The following is an 11976-nucleotide window of genomic DNA, read 5'->3' on the forward strand; positions in this document are numbered from 1 at the left end:
GCTCTGCCCCTATGAAAGCACCCCGTCTCCCCATCGCCATTCAGCAGGCCGTTATGCGCAGCCTGCGGGAAAAGCTCGCCCAGGCGAACCTGAAGCTTGGGCGCAACTACCCTGAACCCAAACTCGTCTACCAGCAGCGTGGCACCTCGGCCGGTACCGCCTGGCTCGAGTCGTATGAAATCCGCCTTAACCCGGTGCTGATGATGGAAAACCAGCAGGCGTTTATCGATGAAGTGGTGCCGCACGAGCTGGCGCATCTGCTGGTGTGGAAGCACTTCGGGCGCGTCGCCCCCCATGGAAAAGAGTGGAAGTGGATGATGGAGGCGGTGCTCGGCGTTCCGGCGCGCCGTACCCACCAGTTCGAGCTGGAGTCGGTGCGCCGCAATACCTTCCCCTACCGCTGTCAGTGCCAGCAGCACCAGCTTACCGTCCGTCGCCATAATCGCGTGGTGCGCGGCGAGGCGACCTACCGCTGCGTCAAATGCGGCGAGCCGCTGGTTGCGGAATAATCATCTGAACTTTCAGGAACTTTCCTGATCTGACTGATTGCATACAGGAACAACATTCGTTACGTTGCGGGCTCGTTTTGACACGGAGTGTAAGATGTCCCGTAATTTTTCTCTCGCGGTCGCCTTTCTGACGACGGCGCTCTCAGGCCATGCTCTGGCCGACGGTATCAACAGTTTTTCCCAGGCCAAGGCCGCAGGCGTGAAGGTGAACGCCGATGTGCCGGGCGATTTCTACTGCGGCTGTAAAATTAACTGGCAGGGTAAAAAAGGGGTCGTTGACCTTGAATCCTGCGGCTACAAGGTGCGTAAAAACGAAAACCGCGCCAGCCGTATTGAATGGGAACATGTCGTTCCGGCATGGCAGTTTGGCCACCAGCGCCAGTGCTGGCAGGATGGCGGACGTAAAAACTGTGCCAAAGACCCGGTTTACCGCCAGATGGAAAGCGACATGCATAACCTGCAGCCCGCGGTGGGCGAAGTGAACGGCGACCGGGGTAACTTCATGTACAGCCAGTGGAACGGTGGCGAAGGCCAGTACGGCCAGTGCGGTATGAAGATTGATTTTAAAGAGAAAGTCGCCGAGCCCCCTGCCCGCGCGCGCGGCAGCATTGCCCGTACCTACTTCTATATGCGCGACCGTTACGATCTCAACCTCTCCCGCCAGCAGACGCAGCTGTTCAACGCCTGGGACAAGCAGTATCCGGTGACGGAGTGGGAATGCCAGCGCGACGACCGTATCGCCAGAGTCCAGGGGAATCACAACCCTTACGTCCAGCGGGCTTGCCAGGCGCAAAAGAGCTAACCTACACTACGGCAATTCGCTTATATCGCATGACACATGGAATTTCTGACTATGCGCATTCCCCGCATTTACCACCCTGAACTGATTACCGCAGGCCGCGAAATCGCCCTGTCTGATGACGCCGCCAACCACGTTGGCCGCGTGCTGCGCATGGGCGCCGGTCAGGCAATCCAGCTGTTCGACGGCTCGAACCAGGTGTTCGACGCCGAAATTACGCGGGCAGATAAAAAAAGCGTACACGTGAACGTCCTGCGCGGTGAAGTGGATGACCGGGAATCACCGCTGCACATTCATCTGGGCCAGGTCATGTCGCGCGGTGAGAAAATGGAGTTCACCATTCAGAAATCCATTGAACTGGGTGTAAGCCTCATTACGCCACTTTTTTCTGAGCGCTGTGGCGTTAAACTGGACGCGGAACGTCTGAACAAAAAGATCCAGCAGTGGCAGAAAATTGCCATTGCGGCTTGCGAACAGAGTGGCCGGAACCGTATTCCGGAGATCCGCCCGGCGATGGGTCTGGAGGAATGGTGTGCAGAAGAGGACAGTGGGCTGAAGCTCAATCTTCATCCGCGCGCCAGCGCCAGCATCAATACGCTACCGCTGCCCGTTGAGCGCGTTCGCCTGCTGATTGGCCCCGAAGGCGGCCTGTCGGCGGACGAAATTGCGATGACGGCACGTTACCAGTTTACTGATATTCTGTTGGGACCTCGCGTTCTGCGCACTGAGACAACGGCACTCACGGCCATTACCGCGCTACAGGTACGGTTTGGCGATCTGGGTTGAAGCATTAACGGAGAAGAACATGATCAAGCTCGGCATCGTGATGGACCCCATCGCAAACATTAACATCAAGAAAGATTCCAGCTTCGCCATGCTGCTGGAAGCGCAGCGTCGCGGCTATGAACTCCACTATATGGAGATGAACGATCTTTACCTGATCAACGGTGAAGCCCGCGCCCGCACCCGCATCGTTAACGTCGAGCAGAACTACGACAAATGGTACGAATTCGGCACCGAGCAGGACATTGCGCTTGCCGATCTCAACGTCATCCTGATGCGTAAAGATCCGCCATTCGACACTGAATACATCTACTGCACCTATATTCTCGAACGCGCAGAAGAGAAAGGAACGCTGATCGTCAACAAGCCGCAGAGCCTGCGCGACTGCAACGAGAAGCTCTACACCGCCTGGTTCTCTGACCTGACGCCGGAAACGCTGGTGACCCGCAGCAAAGCTCAGCTGAAGGAATTCTGGCAGAAGCACGGCGACATCATCATGAAGCCGCTGGACGGCATGGGCGGTGCGTCGATTTTCCGCGTGAAAGAGAGCGACCCGAACATTGGCGTGATTGCCGAGACCCTGACCGAGCTGGGCACGCGTTACTGCATGGCGCAGAACTATATTCCGGCGATCAAAGACGGCGACAAACGCGTTCTGGTCGTGGATGGCGAACCGGTTCCTTACTGCCTGGCGCGTATCCCGCAGGGTGGTGAAACCCGCGGTAATCTGGCCGCCGGTGGCCGCGGCGAACCGCGTCCGCTGACCGAAAGCGACTGGGAAATTGCCCGCCGCGTTGGCCCGACGCTGAAAGCCAAAGGCCTGATCTTCGTTGGCCTGGATATCATCGGCGATCGTCTGACCGAAGTGAACGTCACCAGCCCGACCTGCATTCGTGAAATTGAGGCTGAATTCCCGATTTCGATCACCGGAATGCTGATGGACGCTATCGAAAAACGTTTACAGAAATAACCTAACAATACTATTAGTGACAGCGCCTGTGTTTGTCCCCATACTGGGCGCTGTCGCTTTTTAAACCAGGAAACAGTACCTCTGACAATGAATTTACAGCATCACTTTCTTATTGCCATGCCTGCTCTCCAGGACCCGATTTTTCGCCGCGCCGTGGTTTATATTTGTGAATACAATGAAGACGGCGCGATGGGTATTATCATTAATAAACCGCTGGAAAATCTTCAGGTTGAAGGAATTCTGGACAAGCTGAAAATCTCGGCTGAAGAGCGCCTGCCGGAAATACGGCTTGATAAACCTGTGATGCTGGGCGGACCTCTTGCAGAAGATCGCGGTTTTATCCTGCATACGCCGCCGGTGTTCTCTTCCAGTATTCGAATTTCGGATAACACCGTCATCACCACCTCGCGTGACGTGCTCGAAACGCTGGGTACCGCAGAGCAGCCTTCTGAAGTGCTGGTGGCGTTGGGCTATTCGTCCTGGGAGAAAGGCCAGCTTGAGCAGGAGATCCTCGATAACGCATGGCTTACCGCGCCTGCGGACATGAATATCCTGTTTAAAACCCCCATCGCCGATCGCTGGCGTGACGCGGCGAAGCTGATTGGTATTGATATCCTGACCATGCCTGGCGTAGCGGGGCACGCCTGATGAGCGGAACGCTTCTGGCCTTCGATTTTGGCACCAAAAGCATTGGCGTCGCCGTGGGGCAGCGCATCACCGGTACCGCGCGTCCGCTTACTGCCCTGAAGGCCAACGACGGTACGCCGGACTGGAATCTTATTGAGCGCCTGCTCAAGGAGTGGCAGCCGGATGACATTATTGTTGGGCTGCCGCTGAACATGGACGGTACCGAACAGCCGCTTACCGCCCGGGCGCGAAAGTTCGCCAATAAAATCCATGGCCGCTTTGGCGTCTCCGTGAAGCTTCACGACGAGCGTCTTAGCACCGTCGAAGCGCGTGCGGGTCTGTTTGAGCACGGCGGCTTCCGGGCGCTCAACAAAGGCAGCGTGGACTCCGCTTCTGCCGTGATTATCCTCGAAAGCTATTTCGAACAGGGCTTTTAAGCACGGGGCCTACAGCCGCCCCTGCGCCCGTCTCTCCGCCAGGCTCTGGTCAAAGTTCTGCATTCCTGCCTGCAGACCGGTTTGGATGATGCCGGGCAGTTGCCACGTTTTCCCTTCACGAATAAGATTTGCCGCCGCAGCGGTGTTCACCAGCAGTTCATACAGCGCGACGCGGCCGTCCTGCAGATCGGGAAGCAGCTTCTGCGCCAGCACTGCCCGGAGGCTGCCGGCCAGCTGGTTACGCACCGGATCTTTCTCCTGCGCCGGGAACGTATCGACCAGCCGTTCAATCGCCTGCGATGCCCCGCGCGTATGCAGCGTCGCCAGCACCAGATGTCCGGTTTCCGCCGCCGTTAGCGCCAGGCGGACCGTTTCGCTGTCGCGCAGCTCCCCCAGCAAAATAACGTCCGGATCCTGGCGTAAGGCGCTGCGCAGCGCGTCGGCAAATGACGGACTGTGCTGGCCAATCTCCCGCTGCTGGATCAGGCAACGCTCGCTCTGGTAGATAAACTCCACCGGATCTTCAAGCGTGAGGATATGGCCGTCAGTATGGTGGTTGAGAAAATCGACCATCGCCGCCAGCGTAGTGGATTTGCCGCTGCCGGTCGCCCCGGTGACCAGAATCAGCCCGGCGTCATTGGATAACAGTTCCGGGATTGCCCGCGGCGCGCCCAGCGTAGCGAGCTGCGGACAGGTACGCGGCAACAGCCGCAGCGTCACAGAGACACCGCGCATCTGCTTAAAGGCACTCCCGCGCAGACGCTGGCCTCCCGTTACCGTCGCGGCAAAATCCACCTGCCCCTTTGCCCACCATGTTCCCTGCTGCTCATCGTTGAGCCACGCTTTTAACAACGCCCCGACGTCAGGAGGAGGAAACGGTGCCGGTTCAAGGCGGTCCGTTCTGCGCCAGCGGGGTGGCGAATCACTGCACAGGTGTAGATCGGAGACGTTATGCTTTACACTAAGGGCCACAATTTCTTCCACATCCATAGACTACTCCTCGGAAAATGAACGACATTGCGCATAACCTGGCACAGGTCCGGGACAAAATCTCAGCCGCCGCAGCGCGTTGCGGCCGGGCTTCAGAAGAAATTATGCTGCTTGCAGTCAGCAAAACCAAGCCTGCGAGCGCCATCGCAGAAGCTATTGACGCAGGCCAACGCGCGTTTGGTGAAAACTACGTCCAGGAAGGCGTGGATAAAATTCGTTCCTTCCAGGAACAGGGGAATACGGATCTGCAGTGGCACTTTATTGGTCCACTGCAGTCGAACAAAAGCCGTCTGGTGGCGGAGCACTTTGACTGGTGCCATACCGTTGACCGTCTGCGCATTGCGACACGCCTGAACGACCAGCGTCCGTCAGAGATGCAAGCGCTTAACGTGCTGATTCAAATCAACATCAGCGATGAAAACAGCAAGTCCGGCATTGCGCTGAGCGAGCTGGATGCGCTGGCAGCCGAAGTGGCCGCCCTGCCGCGCCTAACCCTGCGCGGGCTGATGGCAATTCCGGCGCCTGAGTCAAGTTATGAAAGGCAGTTTGCCGTGGCACAGCAAATGGCTGTAGCATTTGAGGCGCTTAAAGCGCGCTATAACACGGTAGACACGCTTTCTCTGGGCATGTCGGACGATATGGAAGCCGCCATCGCGGCAGGCAGCACTATGGTGCGCATCGGCACGGCAATTTTCGGTGCGCGCGACTACTCAAAATAATAAGGAAACCTGAGGAACGCCATGAAGACGTTGACTTTCCTGCTCTCAACTGTGCTTGAGCTGTATACGATGGCGCTTTTGCTGCGCGTCTGGATGCAGTGGGCCCGCTGTGATTTTTACAATCCGTTCTCGCAGTTTGTCGTGAAAATCACGCAGCCTGTTGTCGGACCGCTGCGTCGTATTATCCCGGCGATGGGTCCCATCGACAGTTCGTCTCTGCTGGTAGCGTTTATTCTTAGCGTGATCAAAGCGATCGTGCTGTTTATGGTCATCACCTTCCAGCCGATTATCTGGATTGCTGCGGTCCTGATTTTAATCAAAACCGTCGGTCTGCTGATTTTTTGGGTGCTGCTGGTCATGGCCATCATGAGTTGGGTAAGCCAGGGCCGTAGTCCGGTAGAATATGCGCTGATCCAACTGGCCGAACCGCTGCTGCGCCCGATTCGCAACCTGCTGCCTTCGATGGGCGGTATTGATTTCTCGCCGATGATCCTGGTACTGCTGCTCTATGTGGTCAACATGGGGATCGCTGAGCTGCTGCAGTCCACGGGCAATATGCTGCTGCCGGGGCTGTGGATGGCGCTATGAGTGCAGTAAGCACCTGCGCTGACGGGCTGGTTTTGCGGCTGTATATTCAGCCCAAAGCCAGCCGTGACGGTATTGTTGGGCTGCATGGCGACGAGTTAAAAGTCGCCATCACCGCCCCGCCGGTTGACGGCCAGGCGAACGCGCATCTTACCAAATATCTGGCAAAACAGTTTCGCGTCGCCAAAAGCCAGGTCATCATTGAAAAAGGTGAACTTGGGCGACATAAACAGGTAAAAATCCTTAATCCGCAATCTATCCCGACGGAAGTCGCGGCACTGAAAGAACAGGACTAAACCATGCAGAAAGTTGTTCTCGCGACCGGCAACGCCGGTAAAGTGCGCGAGCTAGCCTCGCTATTAAATGATTTTGGTCTGGACGTGGTCGCCCAGACCGATCTTGGCGTGGATTCCGCCGAAGAGACGGGGCTGACGTTTATCGAAAACGCGATCCTGAAAGCGCGTCACGCCGCGCAGATTACCGGCCTGCCCGCGATTGCTGACGACTCCGGCCTGGCCGTGGATTTTCTCGGCGGCGCACCGGGGATTTACTCCGCGCGCTATTCCGGCGTTGACGCCACCGACCAGCAGAATCTGGAAAAGCTGCTTGTCGCCCTTAAAGACGTACCGGACGAACAGCGCTCCGCGCAGTTCCACTGCGTACTGGTCTATATGCGTCACGCGGAGGACCCGACGCCGATCGTCTGCCACGGCAGCTGGCCGGGCGTGATTACTCGTGAAGCGGCTGGCAACGGCGGCTTTGGCTACGATCCGATTTTCTTTGTCCCGACCGAGGGCAAAACCGCTGCGGAACTGACCCGCGAAGAGAAAAGCGCGATATCCCACCGTGGACGCGCGCTGAAACTGTTACTGGAAGCACTGCGTAATGGCTAATTTGCCGCCTCTGAGTCTTTATATTCACATCCCGTGGTGCGTGCAGAAATGCCCGTACTGCGATTTCAACTCGCACGCGCTGAAGGGCGAAGTGCCGCACGATGACTACGTTGCGCATCTGCTGGCCGACCTGGACGCCGATGTACCTTACGCACAGGGACGTGAAGTTAAGACCATTTTCATAGGTGGCGGTACGCCGAGCCTGCTGTCAGGCCCGGCGATGCAAACGCTGCTGGACGGCGTGCGTGCGCGCCTGAACCTGGCAGCGGATGCTGAAATCACGATGGAAGCCAACCCCGGTACCGTTGAGGCCGACCGTTTTGTCGACTATCAGCGCGCGGGCGTGAACCGCATCTCCATCGGCGTGCAGAGCTTTAGCGAGCCGAAGCTAAAACGTCTGGGGCGCATTCACGGCCCGGAAGAGGCGAAGCGCGCGGCAAACCTGGCGACCGGTCTGGGCCTGCGCAGCTTTAACCTGGATTTGATGCACGGCCTGCCGGATCAGTCGCTGGAAGAGGCGCTGGACGACCTGCGCCAGGCGATCGAACTGAACCCGCCGCACCTGTCGTGGTACCAGCTCACCATCGAGCCCAACACCCTGTTTGGCTCGCGTCCGCCGGTGCTGCCGGATGACGACGCGCTGTGGGATATCTTCGAGCAGGGTCACAGGCTTTTAACCGCTGCGGGCTATCAGCAGTACGAAACGTCGGCGTATGCAAAGCCGGGCTACCAGTGTCAGCACAACCTGAACTACTGGCGTTTTGGCGACTATCTCGGGATTGGCTGCGGCGCGCACGGCAAGGTGACCTTCCCGGACGGGCGGATTCTGCGCACCGCTAAAACCCGCCACCCGCGCGGGTATATGGAAGGCCGCTACCTGGAGCGCCAGCACGACGTCGAGGCGGCGGATAAGCCGTTTGAGTTCTTTATGAACCGCTTCCGTCTGCTGGAAGCCGCGCCGCGCGCGGAGTTTGCGCTGTACACAGGGCTGGCGGAATCGGTGATTCGCCCGCAGATTGACGAAGCGCTGGCGCAGGGGTATCTCACCGAGAGTGAGAAATACTGGCAGATCACCGAGCACGGCAAGCTGTTCTTAAACTCCCTTCTTGAGCTGTTCCTCGCCGAAGAATCCTGAAGGCGGATTCAGGATTTTGCATCCCGTTCTGCCGGCTGAGGGAAAGGCTGGCAGAGTGTGTGGATGATCGACCTGAAGAGACAGTCGATCACCATGGGTAAAGGATGTTAAAAATTGTTCGCCATGTCCCCGGACCGTACACCCTGAAAGGGAGAGGGAGCAAACCATCCCCTCGCCCCTTTGGGGAGAGTGATAGGGTGAGGGGAACTTACTTCAGCGTCCCCACCAGCGCCTTACGGCTGTCTTCCAGCGACACCACGCGCTTACACACGTCTTTGCCGAACTGCTGGAAATCATCTTCCTGGTTTTTCCACTCGTTCTGAATGGAGGTTTGCAGGCCGCCCAGACTGCCCAGCACGCCCTGCAGCGGGTTACCGCCGCCTTTCAGCACCGCTTTGGCACCCATCTCGTTGATGCTGTCCTGCAGGATGCCGCCCATCGCCTGGTTCACCAGCTGCTGCCCGTCGGCACGGACCTGATCGATCGCCTTATAGTGGAACGTCAGGCCGTCGGAGCGCGTCTCGATAATACGGTTCATCTGCTCTTTAAGCTGCTTGTCCAGCTTCGTCAGGCGGGTGCGCATGTTGCTGCTCTCCCCCACCTCTTTGGTGATGATCTTATCCAGCGCCACGCGGCTCTTTTCGACGCGCGTCAGGGCACCTTCATTAATCCACGGCAGCGCGGTACGCAATTCGGACTGGTAGTCTTTCGCCTGCTCGCGCTGTGCGGCAGTCAGGTTGTACTGCTTGCCGTTATAGGTGACGTTCCCTTCTGGCGTAATCACCAGATTGCCGTTCTCGCCTTTGACCTGCACGGTTTGCGGGCTTAACATCACGTCATCACGCGGGGTGACGCTACATTGATAATCCGCATGGGCGGTGAATCCGGTTGCCATCAAAGCAACTGCCAGCAACGTTTTGCGCATCTTAAACACTCCCTCAGACAAAACGGGCCAGCTAATGCTGGCCCCTTACTGCTTAATTAGTCCCACCAAACGTCGAAAAGTTCGCTGACGCGGACATCTTCGAGCTTGTGGTCTTCAAGCCACTTACGTACCAGAGCCTGATGTTCTTCGGTGCATTTACCCACTTCCTGGGTGCAGATCAGACCTTCCCAGGCCAGATAGCCGCTACCGTCGAAGGCCAGTTTGTTTGGCTCGATCACCTCGTTGATGAACGCATCCACATCCTGATCGATCTGCTCAACGCTGGTGCCTTCCGGGAAACGCCACGCAACGGAGAAGCCCACTTCCTGGAATTCTTCGATGTGCATCTTTTTACGCAGACGACGGCTACGATTCTTTGCCATTATTTCACCCTCTCGAACATTAAGTCCCATACACCGTGACCAAGACGATGGCCACGCTGTTCAAATTTCGTTACCGGACGCGATTCCGGACGCGGTACATAGTCGTTGCTCGCAGACTGGTTTTTATAGCCGTCCAGCGACGACATCACTTCCAGCATATGTTCCGCATACGGTTCCCAGTCGGTCGCCATATGGAAGACACCGCCCAGCTTCAGCTTGCTTTTTACCAGCTCGGCAAACGGCGCCTGAACGATACGGCGTTTATTATGACGCGCTTTGTGCCACGGGTCAGGGAAAAAGAGCTGAACCATGGTTAAAGAATTGTCAGGAATCATTTTGTGCAGCACTTCCACCGCGTCGTGACACATCACGCGCAGGTTCTCAACGCCCTCTTCGTGGGCCGTTGCCAGACACGCGCCCACGCCCGGCGAATGCACTTCGATACCGAGGAAGTTCTGCTCCGGGCGCGCTTTCGCCATGGTCACCAGCGAGGCGCCCATACCGAAGCCAATTTCCAGCGTGACCGACGCGTCGCGGCCAAACAGCTCGGCAAAATCCAGAGGCTGCTCGCTGAACTCAACGCCCATCACCGGCCAGTAGTTGTCCAGCGCGTGTTGCTGACCTTTTGTCAGGCGGCCCTGACGACGGACAAAGCTGCGAATACGGCGCAGCGGGCGACCGTTTTCATCAAATTCCGGTGAAATGACGTCGTTTTTCATAAAAGAGTTGTCTGCTTGTGAGAATGTTCGGGAAACGGGCATTATCCAAAGTTAAGGCTTCTATGCAAGCATGGGAAAGATCCGGTTTACAGCAGATTGACGCTGTGCTGCAATCTGCGTCCCTGATTATGCGAATCGATGACCATGCAAGCCTCTCAATTTTCAGCCCAGGTGCTGGACTGGTACGACAAATACGGGCGTAAAACCCTGCCCTGGCAAATTGAAAAAACGCCTTACAAAGTATGGCTCTCCGAGGTGATGTTGCAACAAACGCAGGTCGCCACGGTAATCCCTTACTTCGAGCGTTTTATGGCGCGCTTCCCGACGGTGACCGATCTGGCCAACGCCCCGCTGGACGAGGTGCTGCACCTGTGGACCGGTCTTGGCTATTACGCACGCGCGCGTAACCTTCACAAGGCCGCACAGCAGGTCGCCACGCGCCACAGCGGGAAGTTCCCGGAAACCTTCGATGAGGTGGCCGATCTCCCCGGCGTGGGACGCTCAACCGCAGGCGCTATTCTCTCCCTGTCTTTAGGCAAGCATTTCCCGATCCTCGACGGCAACGTGAAGCGCGTGCTGGCGCGCTGCTATGCCGTCGACGGCTGGCCGGGGAAGAAGGACGTTGAAAAACGTCTTTGGGAAATAAGTGAGGCGGTTACTCCGGCTAACGGCGTCGAGCGTTTCAACCAGGCGATGATGGATCTCGGCGCCATGGTCTGCACGCGCTCAAAACCAAAATGCGAACTCTGCCCGGTGAATAATCTCTGCGTGGCGTATGCCAACCATTCCTGGGCGCAGTATCCGGGTAAGAAACCCAAACAGACGCTGCCGGAGCGCACCGGCTATATGCTGCTGATGCAGCACGGCGACGAGGTCTTCCTCGCCCAGCGTCCGCCGAGCGGTCTGTGGGGGGGTCTATACTGCTTCCCACAGTTTGAAGATGAAGACTTGCTGCGTGAATGGCTTAAAAAGCGCGGGATTGCTGCCGATAACCTGACGCAGTTGACCGCGTTTCGCCACACCTTCAGCCATTTCCATCTGGATATTGTGCCGATGTGGCTTCCCGTGTCCTCCTTCGCCTCGTGCATGGATGAAGGCACCGCTCTCTGGTATAACTTAGCGCAACCGCCATCAGTCGGACTGGCGGCTCCCGTGGAGCGCCTGTTACAGCAATTACGTGCCGGTGCAATGGTTTAGCATCGACAATAAAAAGAGGAATGAGTATGGCCAGAACGATTTTTTGTACTTTCCTGCAGCGTGACGCTGAAGGCCAGGATTTCCAGCTTTATCCGGGCGACCTGGGTAAACGCATCTACAATGAAATCTCCAAAGAAGCCTGGGGACAGTGGCAGAAAAAGCAGACCATGCTGATCAACGAGAAGAAACTCAGCATGATGAACCCGGAACACCGCAAGCTGCTTGAGCAGGAGATGGTGAGCTTCCTGTTCGAAGGAAAAGACGTGCACATCGAAGGCTATACGCCACCGGAAAAATAACAGCGT

Annotated in this window: 17 protein-coding genes; 13 read left to right on the plus strand and 4 right to left on the minus strand. The window is 57.2% G+C overall.

Features of this window, described 5'->3' with window-relative positions:
• The first annotated feature begins 11 nt into the window (after window positions 1-11).
• From LRM19_RS17540 to ruvX, 6 genes are all read left to right on the plus strand, one after another.
• Window positions 12-509: a SprT family zinc-dependent metalloprotease gene (locus LRM19_RS17540; protein WP_021242073.1), complete on the plus strand. Its 498-nt coding sequence runs from the start codon at window positions 12-14 to the stop codon at window positions 507-509.
• Between the two features lie 94 nt (window positions 510-603).
• Window positions 604-1311, plus strand: coding sequence for a deoxyribonuclease I (gene endA, locus LRM19_RS17545; RefSeq protein ID WP_115876242.1), 708 nt, complete (start codon window positions 604-606; stop codon window positions 1309-1311).
• Window positions 1312-1362: 51 nt separating this feature from the next.
• Entirely contained in the window at window positions 1363-2094 is a 732-nt protein-coding gene (gene rsmE, locus LRM19_RS17550) for a 16S rRNA (uracil(1498)-N(3))-methyltransferase (RefSeq protein WP_127732265.1), read from the plus strand.
• Window positions 2095-2113: 19 nt separating this feature from the next.
• Window positions 2114-3061, plus strand: a complete 948-nt coding sequence (gene gshB / locus LRM19_RS17555; RefSeq protein ID WP_047173570.1) for a glutathione synthase — start codon at window positions 2114-2116, stop codon at window positions 3059-3061.
• A gap of 87 nt (window positions 3062-3148) precedes the next feature.
• The gene (locus LRM19_RS17560; protein ID WP_020883695.1) at window positions 3149-3709 is read left to right on the plus strand and encodes a YqgE/AlgH family protein; all 561 of its coding nucleotides are present in this window, start codon (window positions 3149-3151) and stop codon (window positions 3707-3709) included.
• Window positions 3709-4125, plus strand: coding sequence for a Holliday junction resolvase RuvX (gene ruvX / locus LRM19_RS17565; RefSeq protein ID WP_127732267.1), 417 nt, complete (start codon window positions 3709-3711; stop codon window positions 4123-4125). The genes LRM19_RS17560 and ruvX overlap by 1 nt, the downstream gene beginning before the upstream one ends.
• Before the next feature lie 9 nt (window positions 4126-4134).
• On the opposite strand, the gene LRM19_RS17570 is transcribed toward ruvX, so the two are convergent.
• A complete protein-coding gene (locus tag LRM19_RS17570; RefSeq protein WP_271369536.1) occupies window positions 4135-5115 on the minus strand; it encodes a type IV pilus twitching motility protein PilT in 981 nt (326 codons plus the stop codon).
• Between the two features lie 17 nt (window positions 5116-5132).
• Between LRM19_RS17570 and LRM19_RS17575 the strand changes: the two genes are divergently transcribed.
• Genes LRM19_RS17575 through hemW form a run of 5 tightly spaced genes read left to right on the plus strand, consistent with a single transcriptional unit; the run spans window position 5133 to window position 8447 of the window.
• Window positions 5133-5834: a YggS family pyridoxal phosphate-dependent enzyme gene (locus LRM19_RS17575; RefSeq protein WP_271369537.1), complete on the plus strand. Its 702-nt coding sequence runs from the start codon at window positions 5133-5135 to the stop codon at window positions 5832-5834.
• A gap of 21 nt (window positions 5835-5855) precedes the next feature.
• On the plus strand, window positions 5856-6422 hold the full coding sequence (locus LRM19_RS17580; RefSeq protein WP_111963226.1) for a YggT family protein: 567 nt from the start codon (window positions 5856-5858) through the stop codon (window positions 6420-6422).
• Window positions 6419-6715, plus strand: coding sequence for a DUF167 family protein YggU (gene yggU, locus LRM19_RS17585; RefSeq protein WP_023309131.1), 297 nt, complete (start codon window positions 6419-6421; stop codon window positions 6713-6715). Before LRM19_RS17580 ends, yggU begins: the two co-directional genes overlap by 4 nt.
• A 3-nt stretch (window positions 6716-6718) precedes the next feature.
• Complete coding sequence (locus LRM19_RS17590) at window positions 6719-7312, plus strand: XTP/dITP diphosphatase (protein WP_136195092.1); 594 nt, start codon at window positions 6719-6721, stop codon at window positions 7310-7312.
• Window positions 7305-8447, plus strand: a complete 1143-nt coding sequence (gene hemW, locus LRM19_RS17595; protein WP_127732273.1) for a radical SAM family heme chaperone HemW — start codon at window positions 7305-7307, stop codon at window positions 8445-8447. Before LRM19_RS17590 ends, hemW begins: the two co-directional genes overlap by 8 nt.
• Window positions 8448-8655: 208 nt before the next feature.
• On the opposite strand, the gene LRM19_RS17600 is transcribed toward hemW, so the two are convergent.
• Genes LRM19_RS17600 through trmB form a run of 3 tightly spaced genes read right to left on the minus strand, consistent with a single transcriptional unit; the run spans window position 8656 to window position 10474 of the window.
• Window positions 8656-9372 carry a DUF2884 domain-containing protein gene (locus LRM19_RS17600; protein ID WP_271369538.1) on the minus strand — a complete coding sequence of 239 codons (717 nt, stop codon included), beginning with the start codon at window positions 9370-9372 and terminating at the stop codon, window positions 8656-8658.
• A gap of 56 nt (window positions 9373-9428) precedes the next feature.
• Window positions 9429-9755, minus strand: coding sequence for a YggL family protein (locus LRM19_RS17605; RefSeq protein WP_003862421.1), 327 nt, complete (start codon window positions 9753-9755; stop codon window positions 9429-9431).
• A complete protein-coding gene (gene trmB, locus LRM19_RS17610) occupies window positions 9755-10474 on the minus strand; it encodes a tRNA (guanosine(46)-N7)-methyltransferase TrmB (RefSeq protein ID WP_127732277.1) in 720 nt (239 codons plus the stop codon). Before trmB ends, LRM19_RS17605 begins: the two co-directional genes overlap by 1 nt.
• Window positions 10475-10618: 144 nt before the next feature.
• Here trmB and mutY point away from each other — a divergent pair, with 144 nt between their 5' ends.
• Complete coding sequence (gene mutY, locus LRM19_RS17615; RefSeq protein WP_181574011.1) at window positions 10619-11671, plus strand: A/G-specific adenine glycosylase; 1053 nt, start codon at window positions 10619-10621, stop codon at window positions 11669-11671.
• Window positions 11672-11697: 26 nt separating this feature from the next.
• On the plus strand, window positions 11698-11970 hold the full coding sequence (locus LRM19_RS17620; protein WP_023309138.1) for an oxidative damage protection protein: 273 nt from the start codon (window positions 11698-11700) through the stop codon (window positions 11968-11970).
• The last annotated feature ends 6 nt before the right edge of the window (window positions 11971-11976 follow it).

It is taken from the genome of Enterobacter sp. PI-10, assembly GCF_027947695.1.
GTDB classification, from domain to species: Bacteria; Pseudomonadota; Gammaproteobacteria; order Enterobacterales; family Enterobacteriaceae; genus Enterobacter; species Enterobacter vonholyi.

Excerpts from the sequence above, each read along its gene's own strand:
- LRM19_RS17540 (WP_021242073.1), top strand. The coding sequence starts at position 12 with ATGAAAGCACCCCGTCTCCCCATCGCCATTCAGCAGGCCGTTATGCGC.
- endA (WP_115876242.1), top strand. The coding sequence starts at position 604 with ATGTCCCGTAATTTTTCTCTCGCGGTCGCCTTTCTGACGACGGCGCTC.
- rsmE (WP_127732265.1), top strand. The coding sequence starts at position 1,363 with ATGCGCATTCCCCGCATTTACCACCCTGAACTGATTACCGCAGGCCGC.
- gshB (WP_047173570.1), top strand. The coding sequence starts at position 2,114 with ATGATCAAGCTCGGCATCGTGATGGACCCCATCGCAAACATTAACATC.
- LRM19_RS17560 (WP_020883695.1), top strand. The coding sequence starts at position 3,149 with ATGAATTTACAGCATCACTTTCTTATTGCCATGCCTGCTCTCCAGGAC.
- ruvX (WP_127732267.1), top strand. The coding sequence starts at position 3,709 with ATGAGCGGAACGCTTCTGGCCTTCGATTTTGGCACCAAAAGCATTGGC.
- LRM19_RS17570 (WP_271369536.1), bottom strand. The coding sequence starts at position 5,115 with ATGGATGTGGAAGAAATTGTGGCCCTTAGTGTAAAGCATAACGTCTCC.
- LRM19_RS17575 (WP_271369537.1), top strand. The coding sequence starts at position 5,133 with ATGAACGACATTGCGCATAACCTGGCACAGGTCCGGGACAAAATCTCA.
- LRM19_RS17580 (WP_111963226.1), top strand. The coding sequence starts at position 5,856 with ATGAAGACGTTGACTTTCCTGCTCTCAACTGTGCTTGAGCTGTATACG.
- yggU (WP_023309131.1), top strand. The coding sequence starts at position 6,419 with ATGAGTGCAGTAAGCACCTGCGCTGACGGGCTGGTTTTGCGGCTGTAT.
- LRM19_RS17590 (WP_136195092.1), top strand. The coding sequence starts at position 6,719 with ATGCAGAAAGTTGTTCTCGCGACCGGCAACGCCGGTAAAGTGCGCGAG.
- hemW (WP_127732273.1), top strand. The coding sequence starts at position 7,305 with ATGGCTAATTTGCCGCCTCTGAGTCTTTATATTCACATCCCGTGGTGC.
- LRM19_RS17600 (WP_271369538.1), bottom strand. The coding sequence starts at position 9,372 with ATGCGCAAAACGTTGCTGGCAGTTGCTTTGATGGCAACCGGATTCACC.
- LRM19_RS17605 (WP_003862421.1), bottom strand. The coding sequence starts at position 9,755 with ATGGCAAAGAATCGTAGCCGTCGTCTGCGTAAAAAGATGCACATCGAA.
- trmB (WP_127732277.1), bottom strand. The coding sequence starts at position 10,474 with ATGAAAAACGACGTCATTTCACCGGAATTTGATGAAAACGGTCGCCCG.
- mutY (WP_181574011.1), top strand. The coding sequence starts at position 10,619 with ATGCAAGCCTCTCAATTTTCAGCCCAGGTGCTGGACTGGTACGACAAA.
- LRM19_RS17620 (WP_023309138.1), top strand. The coding sequence starts at position 11,698 with ATGGCCAGAACGATTTTTTGTACTTTCCTGCAGCGTGACGCTGAAGGC.